The 19292-nt window shown below is 63.9% G+C and carries 23 protein-coding genes; 9 read left to right on the plus strand and 14 right to left on the minus strand.

From position 1 onward, the window contains the following. Complete coding sequence (locus ACVIN2_RS24050) at nucleotides 1-402, plus strand: DUF2177 family protein (RefSeq protein ID WP_456767453.1); 402 nt, start codon at nucleotides 1-3, stop codon at nucleotides 400-402. Between the two features lie 2 nt (nucleotides 403-404). Next, nucleotides 405-905, plus strand: coding sequence for a TspO/MBR family protein (locus ACVIN2_RS24055; protein ID WP_456767454.1), 501 nt, complete (start codon nucleotides 405-407; stop codon nucleotides 903-905). 54 nt (nucleotides 906-959) lie between these two features. Here ACVIN2_RS24055 and ACVIN2_RS24060 read toward each other — a convergent pair whose 3' ends face one another. The 6 genes from ACVIN2_RS24060 to ACVIN2_RS24085 all read right to left on the minus strand — a co-directional run bounded on the left by ACVIN2_RS24060 (nucleotide 960) and on the right by ACVIN2_RS24085 (nucleotide 5732). Further along, complete coding sequence (locus ACVIN2_RS24060; RefSeq protein WP_456767455.1) at nucleotides 960-1262, minus strand: hypothetical protein; 303 nt, start codon at nucleotides 1260-1262, stop codon at nucleotides 960-962. Nucleotides 1263-1282: 20 nt separating this feature from the next. After that, nucleotides 1283-1867, minus strand: a complete 585-nt coding sequence (locus ACVIN2_RS24065; protein WP_456767456.1) for an RNA polymerase sigma factor — start codon at nucleotides 1865-1867, stop codon at nucleotides 1283-1285. Nucleotides 1868-1947: 80 nt separating this feature from the next. Next, on the minus strand, nucleotides 1948-2595 hold the full coding sequence (locus ACVIN2_RS24070) for a ChrR family anti-sigma-E factor (RefSeq protein WP_456767457.1): 648 nt from the start codon (nucleotides 2593-2595) through the stop codon (nucleotides 1948-1950). After that, complete coding sequence (locus ACVIN2_RS24075; RefSeq protein ID WP_456769795.1) at nucleotides 2592-3137, minus strand: sigma-70 family RNA polymerase sigma factor; 546 nt, start codon at nucleotides 3135-3137, stop codon at nucleotides 2592-2594. Before ACVIN2_RS24075 ends, ACVIN2_RS24070 begins: the two co-directional genes overlap by 4 nt. 247 nt (nucleotides 3138-3384) lie before the next feature. Then, complete coding sequence (locus ACVIN2_RS24080; protein WP_456767458.1) at nucleotides 3385-4527, minus strand: helix-turn-helix transcriptional regulator; 1143 nt, start codon at nucleotides 4525-4527, stop codon at nucleotides 3385-3387. 59 nt (nucleotides 4528-4586) lie between these two features. Continuing rightward, nucleotides 4587-5732 carry a helix-turn-helix transcriptional regulator gene (locus tag ACVIN2_RS24085; RefSeq protein ID WP_456767459.1) on the minus strand — a complete coding sequence of 382 codons (1146 nt, stop codon included), beginning with the start codon at nucleotides 5730-5732 and terminating at the stop codon, nucleotides 4587-4589. Nucleotides 5733-6106: 374 nt separating this feature from the next. Between ACVIN2_RS24085 and ACVIN2_RS24090 the strand changes: the two genes are divergently transcribed. From ACVIN2_RS24090 to ACVIN2_RS24105, 4 genes are all read left to right on the plus strand, one after another. After that, the gene (locus ACVIN2_RS24090; protein WP_456767460.1) at nucleotides 6107-6313 is read left to right on the plus strand and encodes a hypothetical protein; all 207 of its coding nucleotides are present in this window, start codon (nucleotides 6107-6109) and stop codon (nucleotides 6311-6313) included. A 159-nt stretch (nucleotides 6314-6472) separates the two neighbouring features. Next, nucleotides 6473-7147: an FABP family protein gene (locus tag ACVIN2_RS24095; RefSeq protein ID WP_456767461.1), complete on the plus strand. Its 675-nt coding sequence runs from the start codon at nucleotides 6473-6475 to the stop codon at nucleotides 7145-7147. Between the two features lie 19 nt (nucleotides 7148-7166). Next, nucleotides 7167-7877 (plus strand): RibD family protein, encoded by a 711-nt coding sequence (locus ACVIN2_RS24100; RefSeq protein WP_456769796.1) that lies wholly within the window; start codon nucleotides 7167-7169, stop codon nucleotides 7875-7877. 10 nt (nucleotides 7878-7887) lie between these two features. Next, on the plus strand, nucleotides 7888-9159 hold the full coding sequence (locus tag ACVIN2_RS24105) for a flavin monoamine oxidase family protein (RefSeq protein WP_456767462.1): 1272 nt from the start codon (nucleotides 7888-7890) through the stop codon (nucleotides 9157-9159). Nucleotides 9160-9217: 58 nt separating this feature from the next. Here ACVIN2_RS24105 and ACVIN2_RS24110 read toward each other — a convergent pair whose 3' ends face one another. From ACVIN2_RS24110 to ACVIN2_RS24140, 7 genes are all read right to left on the minus strand, one after another. Continuing rightward, nucleotides 9218-9532 (minus strand): hypothetical protein, encoded by a 315-nt coding sequence (locus ACVIN2_RS24110; RefSeq protein ID WP_456767463.1) that lies wholly within the window; start codon nucleotides 9530-9532, stop codon nucleotides 9218-9220. A 265-nt stretch (nucleotides 9533-9797) separates the two neighbouring features. Beyond that, nucleotides 9798-10145, minus strand: a complete 348-nt coding sequence (locus ACVIN2_RS24115; protein ID WP_456767464.1) for a DUF3088 domain-containing protein — start codon at nucleotides 10143-10145, stop codon at nucleotides 9798-9800. 67 nt (nucleotides 10146-10212) lie between these two features. Further along, on the minus strand, nucleotides 10213-12069 hold the full coding sequence (locus tag ACVIN2_RS24120; protein WP_456767465.1) for a sensor histidine kinase: 1857 nt from the start codon (nucleotides 12067-12069) through the stop codon (nucleotides 10213-10215). Nucleotides 12070-12230: 161 nt separating this feature from the next. Next, nucleotides 12231-12821 (minus strand): hypothetical protein, encoded by a 591-nt coding sequence (locus ACVIN2_RS24125; protein WP_456767466.1) that lies wholly within the window; start codon nucleotides 12819-12821, stop codon nucleotides 12231-12233. A 197-nt stretch (nucleotides 12822-13018) separates the two neighbouring features. Next, nucleotides 13019-14332: a tetratricopeptide repeat protein gene (locus tag ACVIN2_RS24130; RefSeq protein ID WP_456767467.1), complete on the minus strand. Its 1314-nt coding sequence runs from the start codon at nucleotides 14330-14332 to the stop codon at nucleotides 13019-13021. Between the two features lie 13 nt (nucleotides 14333-14345). Then, on the minus strand, nucleotides 14346-15356 hold the full coding sequence (locus ACVIN2_RS24135; protein ID WP_456767468.1) for an aldo/keto reductase: 1011 nt from the start codon (nucleotides 15354-15356) through the stop codon (nucleotides 14346-14348). A 258-nt stretch (nucleotides 15357-15614) separates the two neighbouring features. Then, on the minus strand, nucleotides 15615-16040 hold the full coding sequence (locus ACVIN2_RS24140) for a PaaI family thioesterase (RefSeq protein ID WP_456767469.1): 426 nt from the start codon (nucleotides 16038-16040) through the stop codon (nucleotides 15615-15617). 64 nt (nucleotides 16041-16104) lie between these two features. On the opposite strand from ACVIN2_RS24140, the gene ACVIN2_RS24145 reads away from it, so the two are divergent. Both ACVIN2_RS24145 and ACVIN2_RS24150 read left to right on the plus strand, forming a co-directional pair. Beyond that, nucleotides 16105-16734, plus strand: a complete 630-nt coding sequence (locus ACVIN2_RS24145; protein ID WP_456769797.1) for an NUDIX hydrolase — start codon at nucleotides 16105-16107, stop codon at nucleotides 16732-16734. 56 nt (nucleotides 16735-16790) lie between these two features. Beyond that, nucleotides 16791-18005: a hypothetical protein gene (locus ACVIN2_RS24150; protein WP_456767470.1), complete on the plus strand. Its 1215-nt coding sequence runs from the start codon at nucleotides 16791-16793 to the stop codon at nucleotides 18003-18005. A 152-nt stretch (nucleotides 18006-18157) separates the two neighbouring features. Here ACVIN2_RS24150 and ACVIN2_RS24155 read toward each other — a convergent pair whose 3' ends face one another. After that, entirely contained in the window at nucleotides 18158-18460 is a 303-nt protein-coding gene (locus ACVIN2_RS24155) for a hypothetical protein (protein ID WP_456767471.1), read from the minus strand. A 195-nt stretch (nucleotides 18461-18655) separates the two neighbouring features. Between ACVIN2_RS24155 and ACVIN2_RS24160 the strand changes: the two genes are divergently transcribed. Then, complete coding sequence (locus ACVIN2_RS24160; protein WP_456767472.1) at nucleotides 18656-19135, plus strand: hypothetical protein; 480 nt, start codon at nucleotides 18656-18658, stop codon at nucleotides 19133-19135. The last annotated feature ends 157 nt before the right edge of the window (nucleotides 19136-19292 follow it).

The following is a 19292-nucleotide window of genomic DNA, read 5'->3' on the forward strand; positions in this document are numbered from 1 at the left end:
ATGAGCCTGTTTTTTACATATCTGTCGGTGGCTGCGACCTTCGTTGCGCTCGACATGATCTGGCTCAAGACCATGGTTGAGAGGCTTTACCGGCCGGTGCTGGGCGACATGTTGCGCTCGGAGCCCGACCTCGCCGCTGCTGCAGTGTTTTATCTGGCGTATCCCGTCGGCTTGATCTGGTTCGCGGTGCTGCCGGCTCAGCAGGATGGCGGCGCGCTGCGTGCCTTCACGTCCGGCGTGATGCTGGGCTGCTTCACCTATGCCACCTACGATCTGACCAACCAGGCCACGCTGAGGAATTGGTCCACGGCGCTCACTGTTGCGGACGTGGGCTGGGGATCCTTCCTCGCCGGTGTCAGCGCCTGGACGGGATTTCTCGTTGCTCAAAGGATGGCACACTGATCATGGATGGGACGCACGACGGGGCGCTGCGGCACGATGGCGACCGTAAGCGCGGCAGATGGTACCGATGCGCCGCTTTCCTGTTTCTGGTTCCTGCTGCGGGGATTCTGATCGGGGTCCTGAACCGTCCGGGAGCATGGTACGCGGCGCTCAACAAGCCATCTTTCAATCCGCCGGATGCGGTGTTCGCACCGGTCTGGACGGCCCTGTTCCTGATGATCGCCGTGGCGGGATTCCGCACCTTCGAGGCGGAGCCGCGCGGAACGACGATGAGATTATGGGGCCTGCAGATGATCCTGAATTTTGCATGGTCTCCCATCTTCTTTTCGCTTCATCGCATGGACGTGGCGCTCGGCGTCATTGTTGCGCTGCTCGCTGCGATTCTCGCCTTTATCTGGCGTCAATGGGCGAACGATCGGCTGGCAGCGGCCCTTTTCATTCCCTATGCCGGCTGGGTGGGTTTTGCGGCCTTGCTGAACATCTCGTTGCTCAGTCTCAATTAGGATCGGCCGCAGAGCTGACTCCATGGCGTCGAACGGGCCAGGGTGGCGCCGAATTCAGAGATCCTTCGCTCCGTCGCACTCGTCAAACGCGTCTCTGGTCGCCGCGATCTTGTCGGAGAGCGAGGTGAACGCGATCTGAACACTCAGCCTGGCATCGTCGTCAAGCACGAGCTGCGCAAGATCGACCAGTCGATCACCGAAGCGCGCCATGACAAAGAGCAGTTGATCGAGCCCGTCCGGGGGCTGCTCGGCTGCCAGACGGTCGACCTCTCTCACCATCTGCTCGAGCCTCGCAACGGAGGACGCAAGCGGGTCCTGGTGTCCAGGGTTGGGGAATTCGATGATCTCTGCGGCCACGCGCGGGTTCCTCGCCTGCTTCAGGCTGCAGCCGATGCGGCAAGGCAGTCCTTGCGTACCGCCAGAAGGGTTCGGTGCAGCCAGGTCTTGATGGTGCCGACCGGCACACCGAAGCGCCGCGACAAGCTGGCGCGGCTCTCACCCTCGAGATAGGCCAGCGCAACCAGCCTGCGGCGGTCTTCCGGCAAACGAGCCAGCACGCTGCGTGCGATCGGTTCGGCGCGGGCGTAGTCGAAATCGTCGCTCGCCGGCTGATCAGCACTTGTTGGAACCAGCAGCGCCTCGTCCAACTCGTAGGTAGGCAGTCTTCTGACCCGCAGATGGTCGATGGCAGTGTTCCGTGCGATTGCGGACATCCAGGTCATCGCCGAAGCACGGCCGCTGTCGAACCGACCCGCGTTGCGCCAGATCTTCAGATAGGCTTCCTGAAGAATGTCCTCGATGTCGTGGGGCGGAGTTCCGACGGCGAGCGCAGTCCTGCGCAGCCTGCTCCGCGTCAGCACGTGCAGCGCTGCGAAGGCCCGTGTGTCGCCCGCCGAAACGCATGCCAGCAGTTCGGGCAATGTTTCGCTCTGCGCCTGTCGTGTCAGGCTTAAGCCGGCCATGACCTGTCTCCCCTTGCGTTTCCTTCGAAACGCTCCGGGCTCGCGTTCGGATCACCCGGCGGAAGATGGAGGCGAGTGGATCAAAGCCGCACGAATGGCCCGATCAGCCTGCCGAGCAGGCCGTTCATGCGCAGGTCGCCCGTCATTGCGACCAGGCAAACACATGGGCCCTCGTTGCCCACCACAGGTCGATGGTCGACCTCGTCGTCGCCATAGTCGAAATCACCCGGACCGAACCGGCCGCCCTCGTGGCTGAAGCTGCCCTCGAGCACGAGGGTCAGCTCGGTGCCGGTGTGTGTGTGTTCGAGCATGCGCGTCCCCGGCGCGGAGCGAAGCAGAAATGCCCGCGCCGTCCCCGATCCGGATAACTCGATCGGCCGCATGCTCAGACCCGGAGCGATGCGTCTGCGCTTGCCGATGCGATAGTTTCGCAGTGCCGCCGGAACATCCTGCTCGCTGCCGCGAGCGACCTCGGCAGTCCGCGCCGCTCGTTCTGTGGGAGCATCGTGAATGCGCGACATCACCTGCTCGAACGCATCCGATGCGACCAGCACTGGCTCAATGTCTTCAAGCGTCAAACCGCCAAGTTGCTCGATGGCCTGCACAAACCGGCCGCACCGTGCGCAACCTGCAACATGCACTCCCACCACCAATTGATGGGCTTCTTCCAACCTGCCGACCGCAAAGTCGGCCAGAAGATCTTCCGGTGGATGATGGTTGATCGTCATGCTTCTTCGTCCAATATGTCTCTCAGGCGGTTCATTGCCAGCCTGATCCGCGACTTCACCGTTCCGAGCGGAATGCCGAGCAGGCTCGCGATTTCCGGATGCGGCCTCTCCTCGATGAACGACAGCCTCACCACCATGGATTGCTCCATCGAGAGCTGCTTGACGGCCGAATTGATCCGCGCGGCGTCCTGCACGCGGGACATGACGGCGTCCGCGGGTTCCGCGGGATCCGGCGTCTCGGGAAGCTCAGAGGTGCCCCGCAGGCGGTCTGCCCGCGCTCTGCTGCGGAACAGATCGATGCGCAAATTGCGCGCGATGGTGAATATCCATGCCGCGGCCCCGGCCGTCCCAGGATCGAACTGGCCTGCCTTCCGCCAGACGGCGATCAGGGTATTTTGAGCAATCTCCTCCGCCTCGTCCGAACTGCACCCGGCCTTCAGCATCAGTCCCTTGATGCGCGGCGCGAAATGCTCGAACAGGCGCTTGAAGGCCTCCCGGTCTCCGGCCGAGGCGACGCGTCCGATCAGATCAGCCCAATCCACCTTTGTGTCCGGCCCTTTGCTCGTGCCCGTCGACAGCCGCGCTTCAATCCTCCGGGGAAAACCAGCCTTCGCCCGGATGGGCGCATCTAAAGCTCGGATAGCAGCGATCATAGCGCCTCGACAAGCGACCTGTGGGTCTGGGAACGAACGAGGACAGGCGCTGGATCACCGCGGGATGATCATTTCGACAGGTTCCGGCCCGTCCACGCAGAGGCCCGGCTGACCGTGCGCCGTCTCGCCCTGGGCCTCACACCGGGAACGTCAGCGATTTCGCGAGCCTGACCAGATCGACCTGGCGCCTGCAGCCCGTCTTTTCGAAGACGTGAATGAGGTGGCTCTTCACGGTGCTGACGGAAACGCCGAGCAAGGCCGAGATCGCGTCTCGCGTGTGTCCCTCGCAGATGAGCTCGAAGATGCGAATCTCGGCCGGCGTCAGGTCATAGAGTTGGTTGAGCGCATCGTGAGGCAATCGCGGCGGGCCGGCGGCCGACGTCACGAACACGGCGGCAGCGGCGCGCTGGATCAGACCGGATCGCGTGTGGCTGCGTCGCAACGGCAGAACGTGGATGACGAGAGGGTCATCGCCTTGGCGCGGGATCGGGATGCCGATGCCTTTTTGCCCGAGCGTCGCCTCGTCCTTTGCCGCCTGCGCCACGGCTGATTGCAATGTGGCCGTGGTCGCCACGGATTGAACCGCGATCCTGCCATGCCTTGCCACGATCGGATCGCCGGCCGCGAGCATCGCCGCGGCTGCGGCGTTGGCGTGAACGATTTTCGAATCCTCGTCAGCCAGGACGACACCCACCGTCAGGGCCTCCACCGTCGCCGCGAATGTGTTGGCTTCCACCGCCTTCATGTCGAACAGATTGCTGATCGTCACGGCGCGACGGATGTGAGGCGCCAGAAGTCGCAATCCGTCGACCTGCGCATCGTCAATGCGGCCCGCCGACTCATGCTGGCTGAATATCGCATTTCCAACCATCGTCCTGTCGCGTACGAGGCCGACGGCAACGGCGTCGAACAGGCCCTTGGGCAGAGCCCATTCGCGATAATAGCGGTTGCTGGAAATGACGTCCGGCCGGACCGCCTGGGATTGAACGATCGGTTCGCCGAGCGGGTATTGCTGAATGCGTTCGGCGCCGCCCCAGAGCTCGATGATATCGGGGCCGTAGCCGACGCCGTTCTGGGCCATCTGGGCCAGGTCGGAGCCGGACACCGCATTGACGACGGCCTTCATGTTGGTGAGGCTGGCGACCGAGAGCGCGCCGGTGGCAAAGCCGAATTCGGCGCAAATCTCATCCAGAACTTCGGTCCAGCGTTCCGGCGCGATCACACAATCATAGATACTGCCGATGAGGTCCGAGAACTTCTCGACCGAAGCCTGCTGCATTCCAAACCACTCACTTCAAAATCACTGGACGACAGAGCGTGCCATCACCCCGAGCTTCCCTACACCGGAAACGTCAGCGACCTTGCCAGCCGGACCAGATCGACCTGGCGCCGGCAACCTGTCTTTTCGAAGACATGCAAGAGGTGACTTTTCACGGTGCTGACGGACACTCCGAGTTGCGACGAGATCGCGTCGCGTGTATGTCCATCGCAGATGAGCTCGAAGATGCGAATTTCGGCCGGCGTCAGATCGTAGAGCTGGATGAGAGCATCGTGAGGCAGCTGCGGCGGACCGGAGGCCGATGCCACGAACAGAGCGGCGGAGGCGCGCTGGACCAGGCCGGCCCGCATGTGGCCGCGTCGCAGCGGCAGAACGTGAATGACGAGAGGATCTCCGCTCGGGCGGGGGATCGGGATGCCGATACCCTTTTGGCCGAGTGCCGCCTCGTCCTTCGCCGCTTGCGCGATGGCCGATTGCAACGTGTTGGTGGTGGTCGCCGATTGAACGGCGATCCGGCCGTTTCGAGCCAGAAGTGGATCGCTTGCCGCGAGCATGGCTGTGGCTGCGGCATTGGTGTGAAGGATCTTCGAATCGTCGTCCGCCAGAACGACTCCGACCGATAGGGCCTCCACTGTCGCGGCGAATGTCGCGGCTTCCACGGTCTTCATGTCGAACAGATTGCTGATGATCACGGCGCGGCGGATGTGAGGTGCGAGAACGCGCAATCCGCTGACCTGCGCATCGTCAATGGCCCCGTCCGACTGATGCTGACTGAATGTCGCATTGCCGATCATTGTTTTCTCGCGAACGAGGGCGACGCCGACGGCGTCGAACAAGCCCTTGGGGAGAGCCCATTCCAGGTGATAGCGATTGCTGAGGACTGTTTCCTCTGGGACCGCCTGGGATCGAATGATCGGTTCTCCAAGCGGATATTGCCGGATGCGCTCAACGCCGCCCCAGAGTTCGACGATATCAGGCGCATACTCGATGCTGGTCTGGGCCATCGTCTGGACAGGGTCGGTCCCGGAGGCGGCATTGACTCCGATCCTCATGTTCGTGAGGCTATATGCCGAGAGCACGGCGGTTGCGAAGCCGAGCTCCGTGCGAATCTCATTTAGAACGCCCGTCCAGCGTTCCGGCGCGATCACGCAATCGTAGACCGCGCCGATAAGGTCCGAGAACTTCTCGACCGAAGCCTGCTGCATTCCAAACCACTCACTTGAAAATAACGGACGTCACGTGAACGCTAGTTTAGGAGTGGCTTCATCGCCTATGGTGTATTTCACAATCCTGAGCCAGTGATCTTATCACCCGGATTCCGTGGCGCAACGGGAACACCGAACACAAATGCTTATGACGCTCTCTTGGGCAGCGGCCATGATTTTCACGAATTCCGGAACGTCAACGCCTTGGCTGCATAAGCCCGACGCTCGGGTGTCTGATTAAAACTGCGGCAGAGGCGACGTCGATTGCAAACCGGCAGGGCGATGGCTCGGCCGACCAGCGCATCGATCACCGGGTGATCGACGACACATATCATTCGAGCTGATCAATCTAGCTTTGTGTCAGGTGGCTCGCAGTGATCCACCAAGCAAAGGCAAAACTCATGCGCAACTACATCCTCGTGGCTCTCGCAGCGATCGCACTGGCGAACGTGGTGACACCCTCGAACGCGACGACCATCGTCCGCGACCATCGCGACCCGCCCGTCGTGCGCGACCATCGCGATCAACCCATCGTCCGGGATCATCGGACTCACCCCGAGGTCCGCGACCACCGCCACTAAGCATTCTGGCGGCGGAGCCGAACTGAGGAGTTCGGCTCCGTTTCGCATCATGGATCGTCTGCGCGTGGCGCGGACGTCCATTCGCGATTGTGAGGCTTGAGAACGAGCCACGCCCGCGCTCTCATGCTATGGCTGCCTCGCAACGACGCGAGGACACCCATGCTCCCCCTTCCCGCCGATATCTTCACCGAGCCCGAGGACGTCTCGCCCGACGGCCTTGCCAATCTCGGCCCGCTCCGCCGTCTCGCAGGCAGCTGGCAGGCTGACAAGGGTATCGACATCAATCCGAAGGCGGAGGGGCCGGAGCGGCGGACCTTCATCGAGCGCATCCGGATGGACCCGATCGATCCCCAGGCCAACGGGCCGCAGCTGCTCTATGGGCTGCGCTATCACATCCATATCAACACGCCCGAGGAAGACATCACCTTCCACGACCAGGTCGGCTACTGGTTGTGGGAGCCCGCGACCGGGTTGATCATGCAGACGCTGGCGATCCCCCGCGGGCAGGTGCTGCTGGCGTCGGGCAAGGCCGGGCCGGACGACAAGGAGATCTCCGTGACCGCCAAGCGCGGCGACACCGCATACGGCATCTGCTCGACTGATTTTCTGGAACAAGCGTTCCGCACCGACGCTTACCGCTGCGACATCACCTTCAACGACGACGGCAGTTGGACCTATCTGATCCAGACCGAGTTGTTCGTGCGCGGCGCGCCGTTCAACCATCGCGACACCAACACGCTGAAACTCGTCGCGCCGCCAAAGCTCAATCCCCTCGCGGTGATCGTGAACGATCGCGCCACGGGGAGTGAGAAGGGCAATGAGCCGGTCGCCTGAGCGCGGCCCGGAGATGCGCATGAAGCCTTACGTCATCTGCCTGATGCATTCGAGTCTGGACGGCCGCACCCATCCGAGCCGCTGGCGCCCGAAGGGGGCAGGGACGGACTGGTTCGAGAAGATCCACGACGAACTCGGCGGCGATGCCTGGGTGATCGGCCGCGTCACCGGCTCGGAGTTCGCCAAGGGCGAGCCCTATCCGGCGACGACGGACGCGAAATTTCCGCGCGAAAGCTGGTTCGCGCGACGTGACGCGAAAACCTATGGCGTCGTGCTCGATGCGAAGGGCAAGATCGGCTGGGGCCGCTCCGATATCGGCGGCGATCCGATCGTCGTCGTGCTGACCGAGAGCGTCTCCGATTCGCATCTCGCCGGGCTCCGTGGCGAGGGCGTGTCCTATATCTTTGCCGGCAAGCCCGAGATCGACCTCGCACTGATGCTGGACATTCTCAACCGCGAGCTCGGCGTGAAGCGCCTGCTGGTGGAGGGTGGCGGCGTCGCCAACGGCACGTTCCTGCGTGCCGGGCTGATCGACGAGTTCAACCTGATCCTCAGTCCCGCGGTCGACGGCGCCAGGGGCGCGCCCTTCGTGTTCGATTCCGCGGACGCCGACGGCGACCGGCGTGCGCCGCTGAGCGCGATGACGCTGGAGAGCACGCGGGATCTCGGCGGCGGCGTCCTGCTGCTACGCTATCTGATCCAGAACGATCCGCAGGCCGTGGGCAAGTAGCAGCATCGAGATGTCGGCAACATCAGAGCATATCGTCATCGTCGGTGCCGGCGCGGCCGGCATGATGGCGGCGCGCGAGCTGGCGCGCGCGGGCAGGACAGTGACGATCCTGGAGGCGCGCGAGCGCTGCGGCGGCCGCATCCATCCGCTGCCCGCTTCGGAGTTCGGCTACCCCGCCGATGGCGGCGCCGAATTCGTCCACGGCGAGGCGCCGGTCACGCGCGCGTTGCTGCGGGAGGCCGGGCTATCCCTTCAAGAGATCGAAGGCGAGCGGTGGGGCTTTGACGGCGCTGACATCGTGCGCGAGGATCGCCACGATCCGCATGAGGCTGAGCTGCACGCAGTGGTTCGGGAATTGAACGACGACCTCACCGTCGCCGATTTCCTGCGCCGGCATTTTGCCGGGGATGAGCACGCGCGGCTGCGCCATGCGATCGAGCGAATGGTCGAGGGCTACGATGCGGCCGATCCCGAGCGCGCCTCCACGCTGGCGCTGCGCGAGGAATGGATGGCTGGCGGGCACTCTCCGCAGGCGCGGGTCAAGGGCGGCTATGGTGCGATGATCGAGTTCCTGACGGCCGAGTGCCGCAAGCTTGGCGTGATTTTTCGCTTCGGCTGCGTAGTGTCGGCGATCGAGGAGGAGGGCGCTGCGATCGCCGTTCGCTGCGTCGGCGGCGACGTGCAAAATTGCAATCGCGTGATCCTCACAGTTCCGTTGCCGTTGCTGCGCGAGATCGGGCTGCCGAGCCGCGCGCGGGCGAAGGCGGCGGCTGCCGACGACATCGGCTTCGGAAACGTAATAAAAATCCTGCTGCGCTTCGGGCGGCCATGGTGGCGCGAGCGCAAGGAAGAGCTCGCGGACATGAGCTTCCTTTTGACCGACCAAGCCATCCCGGTGTGGTGGACGCAATATCCGAACCGGCATCCCGTGCTGACCGGATGGTTCGGCGGCCCGCGCACGGCAGCGCTGGCGCAGCTCGACCCGCAAGCGCTGATCGATGCCGGGCTCGATTCGCTTGCGACCGTCTTCGGCCTGTCGCGCGAGGACCTCGCGCGCGAGCTCATCGCGGCCGTTGCGACAAACTGGGCGCACGATCCCTACGCCCGCGGCGCCTATTCCTGGGCGACGCCGCGAACGCGCGAGGCGCAAACGATCCTCGCTCGCGCCGACGGTCCGGTGCTGTTCTCCGGCGAGGCGCTCTATCGCGGCGCCGACATGGGCACGGTCGAAGCGGCGCTGGCGAGCGGTCAGCAGACGGCGGGCATGATCTTGCGGGGATAGGCTGACGAGCAAAAAAAGGCCCGCATTTCGCGGGCCTTTCGTGTTGCTGCCTTTCGTCTTACCAGCGGCTGCCGCCGAAGCCGAACGTCACGCTGGGGCCGCCGCCGCCATAATATCCGTATGGTCCGCCGCCGTAATATCCGTGGTGCCGCGGATAATAGCCGTAGTAGTGCGGACGATAATAGCCGTGATGGTGGTGAGGACGCCAGTGATGGCGATAGCCGTGATGGTGGTGCCTGTGCTGCGCGCTGATGTCGGTCGATTGGGCGGCCGGCGCGTTCTGTTTTGCGCTTGAATGATCGGCCGCGTTCGCCGCGGATCCGCCGGCAAGCGCCGCAGCACCGACGGCCATCGCGACAAAGAGATACTTCATGTCATCACTCCAGTTGAATGTCGTGTGACAACACATGGTCAGCCGGCGCGTTCCGGCCAGTGCAGGCGTCGAAACGACGCAGTTTCAGTGGCGTTCGATTCGCGCGGCTGCCTGCGTCTCGTGAGATTTATTGTCGCATCACCACCGTCGATCGCAACTCTGCCATCACTCTGCCGCGAATGACGCAATCACGTCATCGGTGGCGACGATGCGCGCAAATTCGCCGTTCAGATTCGACGGCGTCATCGCGCGACCGCTCTCCCCCTCATGGATGCGGATCGGGAAAGCCGTGGCGTTCGGAGAGGGCGGCCAGGATGGCGTCCTTATCGGCAATGAACGCGCGGCCCTGATGGCTGCCGGTCTGGTGCGGCGAGGTCGCTCCAAACGCCAGCACGAGCAGCGGCAACGACTGGTTCTCCTCGCCGGCCAGCGCGATCACGGCGTGCCGCGGGCGTGGCCACGCGATGCGCTCGACCTCGAGCTTGTCGGCGAGCTGCGGAAACGAGACCAGCAGGCCCTCGATCAGCGCGCAATGCCAGCAATAGAAACGGCGTCCAGGAAAGGCCGGGTCCTCGAACCCAGGACGCAGCAGAAACAGGCGGTCGCGCATCATGGGTCGCTCCGAAGCATGCTGACCATCATATCCGATGGCTGACGTCTGGCGGGCGGAAGGCCTCGACTCACGATCGCGCCGCGACCAGCGGCAGGCTGATATGAAAGACCGCGCCTCCTGTCGGCGCGTTGTCGGCCCAGATGCGCCCGCCATGTGCCTCGATGATCGTGCGCGTAATCGAGAGGCCGATGCCCATCCCCTGCGTCTTGGTTGTGAAAAACGGCTTGAAGATTTCGGCTATCTTTTCCGTGCGGATGCCGTCGCCGGCATCTGCGATCGAGATCATGGCCTGATTGTTCGCAAGGCTGGTTCGACCGACGATCCGTCGCCGATCCTCCGGCAGATCGGCCACCGCTTCGATGGCATTCATGACCAGGTTCAGAATAGCCTGCTGGAGCTGCACTTTGTCGGCAGTTACGCGAATATCCGAGGACGATCGGTCCGTCGCGAGCGCAACGTCGTAGGTCAGGGCCTGGACGGAAAGGAACCGAAACACCTCGCCGACCGTCGCGTTGAGGTCGAGCTCGCGCCGCTCTGTGCGGGCCTTCTTCAGAAATGAGCGCACCTGAACGACGATCTCGTTCGCGCGCTTGTCGTCTCGGCGAATGTCACCCAGTATGTCCCTGATCACGCCGAGGTCAGGTGCCGGTGTCTGCAACACCTGCTCGGCGGTCTCAGCATTGATCAGAATGGCGGCGAGCGGCTGGCTCAGCTCATGCGCGATCGTGGCAGACATCTCGCCTGCGGTCGCAAGGCGATTCATGTGGGCAAGCTCCGACATGCGCTGGCGTGCCTCGACCTCCGCCAAGAATCGCAGCCTGCGCTCGCGCAGGAGGATGACGATCATCGTCGCCTGCACCAGCACCACGCCGACACTGATCATGACACGCCAGTAATACTGCTCCCAGAAGCTCGGTTCTCGGAAACGCACCTCGCTGCCCGGAGGCAGACGGGTTTCGTCCACATTCCAGAGTTTGAGCTGTCTCCAGTCGAAGATCGGCTTCACGTTGTCCCCGGCAACGGACGGGATGTCCGACGGCGATTCGCCGCCGAGAATCCGCATTGCCAATTGGCCGGCTTCCCGTCCGATGGTTTCGGGCAGCAGCAGGAAGCCGCCAACTCCCGTCCGCCCGAGAAATGTATCGGAGGTGATGATGATCGGGCGGTTCGCGCGCTCGGCGACACGCGCAAGCGCCGCAGCCGGCAAATAGTAGGTGCCTTCCCCGTCGGAATACATCGCCGATGTCAGGATTGCAGAGCCAGGGGGCAAGGAGCCGACCCGTTCGCGCACTTCCCGCAGCACCATCCCGGACAGATCGATAATCTCGATATCCGGTATCGTGGCCGCGAATTCCTGTTTCCAGTGGCCATATGTCAGTGGATTTTTCCATGCATCGCCAACGAGGACGACGCGACTTAAGTCGGGAACGACCGCGCGTGCCGCAGTCAGTAACTGCGCCGGAGAGACCTTGGCAAAGATAGCGGTGGTGTCGGGCAGGAACAGCGCGCGCGTCTCGGGCAGATCGGGCACGAAGCCGTAAACTACGGGTGCAGCCGGCCAGATGTCGTGCTTGCGCCCCTGAAGGAATTTCGCCGACGCGACGCCGATGGAGACGATGACGTCGATCGACCGGTGCGCGTATTTGGTCTTGAGATGACCGACGAGGCTCTCCTCGTAGTCCGGCCCCGGGAAGCGGGCGAGATCGAGGCTTTCGCCGTAGATCACGGTATGGATCTGTCCATTTTCCTTCGCAGCGGTGCGGATACCGGCAAAAATCTCCGAATAGAACGGCGAACGAAAGTCGGCGTCTTCCAGCACCAGGATCGAGCGCTGCCCCGGACCGTCGGCCGCGGGGCATTCATGTGCCAGGGCTGCGAACAGGAAGACGATCAGGAGCCGCTTGATCGCGATGACCATCCGCATTGCTGGACTCTGTGCCTGCCTGTGTTTGCAACGGGCGCCTCCTCGATGAGGACGCATCCGAGCATACCTGCCGGTTCCGAAGTTTCAACGAAAGGATTCGATCCGGCTGTGCCGCGCAGGCGGCGGTTCACCTCGCCCGCATGCGGAGCGAAGAAGGTTCGCTATTTGAACGGATCCTGGATCGACGGCGCCGACTGTCTGATACGACGCACGCTTACAGGCGTGCCGTCGGAGACGAACAGCAGTTCGTAGCGCCGGCCCTCGCTGTCGGTGGCAGAGCAGGTGACGTCAGTCACCTTCTTGGCGGCGAAATTGCCGGTCTGGCGGCAGAGGCCGGTGGAGGTCTGCTCGGCCGGCACCGGCAGGCCGTCGACCTTGGGGCGGTCCTTGGAATTGAGCAGCATGCGGTCGATCGGCAGCTCATAGGAATTGTCGTCGGCGCGCTTGCCGTTCTCGCCGGAGAACGACACGACGTGATTCTCGTCGGCGGGATCGTCGACCGCGACCGTGAAATTGACCCGGCCCCTGTCGCCGTGGGCGTAGGCCACCGTCTTGCAGGCGAAGGTGCGCCCGGCGACTTTCAACGTCTTGCAGTGGCCGGACATCAGCGCCAGCAAGTCGATAAAGGCGGTCTGCTGCCCGGGTGGATTGTTGACGGGAATCGGCGCGGAAGACTCGGCAAAACAAGGGCTTGCCAAGAGGGCGAAGGTGGGGACGAGGGCGACAGCGAGGATGGGTCGGCAGAGGCGCATCGGGAGGCTCACATGCCAGGGAACCACGGGAAAGTTCCGTCCGACAACCAGCGAACGGCAAATTGGTTGCGATCCCGTTTGCTCAGCCAAGTCCGTCTGAAATACCACCGCGCCACCCCAACGGCGATTCGCCCAGATCGCCCAACCCATTCCCGGCCGGCACTTGCCGCCCGGGCGGTGTTTTTTTCGTGGCAAGGCTACCCCATCGCCGCCTGCCAGCGCGTATCGCGCAAGGACGGGCGACGGTGCAGGCGGGCATCGAGCAGTGCGCGGGCGCGGGGCAGCTCGCCGCTGCGCATCAGGGCAACGATAAAAGTGTCCTCGATCAACTCGCGCTGGGCGTGGCTGCCGCCGAGACGCACGACCTCACTGAGAATCGGCGTGAGCGTTTGCACGCATGCCGCGTAGTCCTCGTTGGCAAAGGCCGCCAGTGCGCGGCAGACCGCCGGCACCACGGGACCGGCCGGCAGCTTGCCATCGGCGAGCCGCTGCTCGATCACGGCAAGACGCGCGGCGAGCGCCTCGCGATTTTGCGTCGCTGCCGCCAACAGTGCCATGTGGATATCGGCGAAGGGCAGGCTCGGTTTCGGAAACAGTTTTTGCGCGGCGGCGTCGGCTTCGAGCCAGAGCGCGCTCGGCACGGCGTGGCCGTAAGCCGATAGGCGCCAGAGCAGGGACGCGGCGTCGGTGACGACGTTGAGCGGCGGCGCCTGTGTGGCCTGCGGCTGTAGCACGTCGGCATAGATCGCGAGCGCCCGCGCGGCATCGCCATGCTCCAGCGCGCCGAGCGCCTGATGCCAACGGATGTGGCCGTGCAAGATCCCGGCGCGGTCGTAACAGGGGATCCAGTCGTCGACGAACCGGTCGGCCGCTTCGATCGAGCCGTCCTCGAACATCGCATGCAGCACGGCGTGCGCGGCATGGGCATTCTGCCGGCGCAGCTCGAAGCCGCGCTCAGTGACGCCGCGGCCGCGACTGACATTGCCGTTCTCGGTCATCGCCCAGCCGTACATGGTGAGGAACCACCAATCCTCGCCATAGTGATGCGCGACGCGTTCGCACAGCTCCTGTCGCGCGCGGTCGTGATCCGCCATGCCTGAGAACGCGAACAGGCCGAAGGCGCCGAGCGGTAGCGACAGCACCAATGCATCGCGCGGCCACGCCTCGACGTGCGTCATCGTCGCCGCGATCGCCTCGGGCAGCCGGCCCTCGATTGAAAGCGCCAGCGTCTCGACATGCGAACGCTCGCGTTCCGTGCCGCGTTTCGCCACGAGCTCGCGCGCGAGTGCTGCCTTCTGCCGTGCCAGATCGCCTTGCTGATAGAAGCCATGCAGGCGGGCGCGGGCGATATGGGCCAGCGCAAAATCCGGATCGGCCGCAATCGCGCGCTCCAGCGTTTCCGCCGTGCCGGTCCAGCCCGCGAGCATGAGGTCGATGCCCTCGCGATAAGCGGATGCCGCCTCGGGCGAAGAGGTGGAGAGCGGCAGCCCGTAGCGATCTTCGAGGGCCATTCCTGTCTCCGGCTCAGGCCGTCCGCGCGCGGCGTCCTTCGATCGGATAGGCCGGGTCGTTGTAGCCCGGCGTCGAGGGATGACCCGGCACGACCAGTCTGTCGATCAGCGCCTCGTCCTCGGCAGTGAAGCGATAGTCGAGCGCGCCGGTGTAGCCGTCCCATTGCTCCTCGGTGCGCGGACCGGCAACGATCGAGGAGACAAAAGCGGAGTTCAGCACCCAGGCGACAGCGAACTGTCCTGCGGTGATGCCCTTTTTCTCGGCGTGAGCCTTGATCTCCTGCGCCAGCTGGAGCGATTCCGGGCGCCATTCGGTCTGCATCATGCGCGTGTCGTTGCGGCCTGCGCGCGTCTCCTTGTCGGGAGCCGCGTCGGGCTTGTATTTGCCGGTCAGCACGCCGCGCGCCAGCGGGCTATAGGGCACGATACCGAGGCCGTAATAGGAACAGGCCGGGAAGTGCTCGACTTCGGGCATGCGGTTCATGGCGTTGTAATAGGGCTGGCTCACCGCGGGCCGGTCGATGCCGAGCCGGTCGCAGATATTGCAGATCTCGGCGACGCGCCAGGCGCGATAGTTCGAGACGCCGAAATAGCGCACCTTGCCGGCGCGGATCAGGTCGCCCATCGCGCGCACTGTCTCCTCCAGGGGCGTCGAATGGTCTTCCTTGTGCAGATAATAGATGTCGATGTGGTCGGTGCCGAGCCGCTTCAGGCTCTCATCCGCCGCTTGCAACACCCAGCGGCGGGACAGGCCGACACGATTTGGATCGTCCCCCATAGGGTTCGCAAGTTTCGTCGCGAGCACCCAGGCGTGACGGTTGTTGCTGATGGCGCGTCCCACGACCTCTTCGGATGCGCCCTTCGAATAGGCGTCGGCGGTGTCGATGAAATTGACCCCGGCCTCGTGCGCCTTCGCGATGATGCGCTTTGAGGCGGCTTCATCGGTCGGCCCGCCGAACATCATGGTGCCCAAGCAGATCGGCGACACCTTGAGGCCGCTGCGGCCGAGTTGGCGGTATTGCATGGGCTGTCCTCTGCTTTACTGGAGCGACCAACATATCCAGCTAACTCCGTCATTGCGAGCGCAGTGAAGCAATCCCTCAGGGTCGTCCCGGCGAAGGCCGGGACCCATAACCACAGGATGTGGTTTGGCGAAGATTCGGAGTTACCAGCTTCGCGCTGCAATTTTTGCCTCGGAGTATGGGTCCCGGCCCCCCGTGCGCAATTGCGCACTAGGCCGGGACGACGGCGGAATGTGTGGAGCGCAGTGAACGCAGCACCGCTACCCCGGCCCCTTCAAGATCTTGAACACACCATTGGCCATCACCACGCAGCGGCCGTCCACCGTCACCTCGGTGCTCATGAAGATCAGGCTGCGCGTCGCGCGCACCACGCGCGGGCGGGAGATCAGGATGTCGCCGATCTGTCCGGCTTCGACGAAATGGGTGTCGAGCTGCACCGTCGCCATGAACTCCTTGCCGGAGACGTAGCGGGCGGTCATGCCGCAGGTGCGGTCCGCGAACGTCATCATCACGCCGCCCTGGACCATGCCGCGGCGATTGTGGTGCTTGTCCTCGGTCGCGAGTGCGAATTCGTATTGGCCGTCGACCTTGCGCTCCCACAGGGGGCCGATCAGATGCATGAAGCCCGTGGTCTCCAGAATGGTCCAGCCTTCTGCCTTCAGCCTTGCGGCTGTCTTATTGGTCATGTCGTCCATTCCCGAGCGGTCGTGCGATCTCATTTCATCGGGGCCGGACGTGGTGTAGTCAAGCATCATGAGACCGTTCGATGATGCCACACGGCGGAATATCGCGGCTGCCTGCGCGGCCTTCACGCGGCTGCCGGAGGACGAGGCGCCGGCGGTGTTGAAGCGTGCGGCGGTTGCAATTGCGCTGACTGCGGCTAGCGAGAGCGATGACACGGCGTTGCTGCTCACGCTACGCGCATCTCATTTGCGCGCCCATCGCGGTCAATGGGCCTTGCCCGGTGGACGCTGCGATGCCGGCGAGACGCCGGTCGAGGCGGCGCTGCGCGAACTCGACGAGGAGCTAGGCCTCCACCTCACCGGCGCGGAGGTGCTCGGCACGCTGGATGATTATCCGACCCGCTCGGGCTATCTGATTACGCCGGTCGTGGTCTGGGCCGCCGATAGTGCCGCGATCAAACCAAACCCGGACGAGGTCGCCTCCGTCCATCGCATCGCGCTCGCGACGGTCGAGCGCGCCGACGCCTTCGATTTCGTCGGGATCCCCGAGAGCACGCGCCGTGTGATCCGCTTTCATCATCAGTCGAGCTTGATCCACGCACCGACGGCGGCGCTGATCTACCAGTTCCGCGAAGTGCTGGCAGGACGACACACCCGCGTCACCGAGCTGGAACAGCCGGTGTTTGCCTGGAAATGATGATGGTAAACGGCGTGTTAACGTGACGGTTACCGGATGCCTGCTAAGAGGGCAGCATGCATCAATCGATTCGAAATGCGGTGAGACTGGTTCCACTCGCGCTCGTCCTGCTCGCGCCTGCCGCGCGCGGTGGCGAATCCGACGCGCTGCCGCCGGCCGTTCGCAATGCCAAAGCCCAGCTGTTGTCGCAATTTTTCGCGCAAGGCGGCGCGTCGCCCGCCCTGCTCGAATATCGCCGCAAGCTGCAGGAGTATCAGGCGGCGCGTGCTGCGTTCGACGAGGAAGCCGGCGCCTATTGGAGCCAGATCTCCGAGAAGCGGAAAGGTCGCAACGCCAAGCGGCGCAGCGGCCAGCAGGTCACGCTCGACGACTACGTGCTGGAGCATCCGCCGCTCTACAATGGGCCGAAACGGCCGGTGAATCCGGAGCCGGAGGAAACCCCGGACCGTCCGACGAGAAAGCCGATCCCCGTGGTCGCCGATCTGCTGCGCGCGGCGCAGGAACTCTACCAGTTCACGCCACAGCGGCCGGCCAGCGAGGTCGAATTCAAGCGCGTCTATGCACGCTACGCGCTGGCCTCGGGGCTGACGCGCGAACAGGCGGTGCGGGTCTATGCGTTCGAGACCGGCGGCACCGGCAGTTACGACGTGCAGGCGGGAATCGAGCATGGCGGCAAGCGCGCCATTTCGACCGCGATGGGCTACAACCAGCTGCTGACGACCAACAGCGTCGAGCTGCTGGCCGAACAAGGCCATGAATTCATCCGCGCGCTTTCTGACAAGGTGGCGAGGACCTCGGGCCCGGCGCGCCAGTCGCTCGAGCACAAGCTCACTGTGCTGAAGAAAATGGTGGCGCATGCCAAATCGGTGCCCGACACCTGGTCGGAGCACGAGAAGATCGGCAACACCGCGCAGGGCTGGGCCATGCATGCCATGGTGCTCGACATCGATATCGGGCCGATGCTGCAGACCCACAAGCTGCTCACCTCGGTGCTGTTCGCGCGCGCCAAGGGCTATAGCCGCCCGCTCAGTGCGGCCGAGCTGGAGATGATGAACCTCACCGGCGACGGCACCGGCCTCGACATGGTGACGATGCCGCAGGCGATGCGCGAGCAGGTGCCGACCTCGAACTTCTTCCAGCGCGGCGGCTACGAGCGCAACCCGGTCGCGATCCGCCACAACACGGTGGCGAAGCTGCTGGCGGTGACGGACACGAGGATGGACAGCAACAGCAACAACGCCGGCGCGCGGGAGCTGGCCGGGGCGTTTTAGTCCTCGGTAGCTGTCATGCCACGCGCAGGCGGGGCATCCAGTACGCCGCGGCGTCTCGGTTCAAGCACTACCATCTCTGGAATACTGGATCGTCCGCCTTCGCGGACGATGACACCGAGGGCGCGGCGGCGCTGTCGTCCGCCAGCCTCGCCCTACTGATCCGACCCGAACTTGAACTTGCCGTCGCCTTCCAGATACGGGCCGCTGCGCATGTAGAGCTGGCCGTTGTGGCCGAGGAAGAACAGCGTGCCCTTCGGTACCTTCTTGGCGCCCTTCAGAAGTTCGCCGGCGTTGCTGGTGCCCATCTTGTAGGAAAAGGTCTTGCCGTCCTTGTCATAGGCGTAGCCGGTGTCGGGCTTGAGCTCCCAAGGTGTTGCAGCGGTCTGCGCCAATGCGGGTGCAGCCAACGCGCCGAGCACGGCCGTCACCAGAAAAATCCTTGTCGAAAATGCCATCACCCTATCCTCCCCATCGAGGCGCCCCGGCTTGAACAAATCACGAACGGCGCTTCCGGGTCAATTTGCGAAAGCGCCGCAGCGCATCACGTCTTGCCGAGCAGTTTGTGATTTTCCCTTCGTCCCCGCGCGACTATGTTCCGCTTTCCGTCTAGAACGCAATTCGACAAAAACATTGGGTAGGGGATGATTCGAATGAACCTCGTCATGAAAGCTTGCTGGGCCGCCGGCCTGTTGCTGACGGCGCTCGCGCCGGCCGCCCGGGCCGATGATTACCAGCTCAGCCACAACCAGCGGATTTCGTGCAGCCGCGGCCTGGCCCCGGGCAAGCTGAACACCGCGACCTGCAAGTCATACACTTACCTCTTCAACACCAAGACCTCGGAATATTTCCGTTGCCAGGTCTCGCTGGCGCTGACCCGGGACAACAAGGAAGTCATCAACGTCCAGACCGACGGCGCCTGCACCAAGAAGCCGCGCATCTTCGAGACCGACGGCCACTACGATTTCGACGCCACCGAGACCGAGCCACCGAACACCAATTCCTTCTTCGGCCCCGGCGGCTACTCGGTCTGGGCCGCCGACGTCGGCGCGCAGAAAGTCCGCGGCTGCATCATCATCTCCTCCGGCCTCGGCTCCGACATCTCCAAATGCCTGGACATGACCTTCCAGTGAGGGGCTGACCCGACCTGGCTGCGCCACCTCGCCGCACCCGCCGGGTTCCCCAAAAATCGAGCCAGGACAGCCATTTACCGCAGTCCTGTTTTGACTTTTGGATGGGTTGACCCGCACCCCTCATCCGGCCAACTTCCCGGCCGGTTTGGGGAGTGAA

Source organism: Bradyrhizobium sp. USDA 3650, from assembly GCF_054057395.1.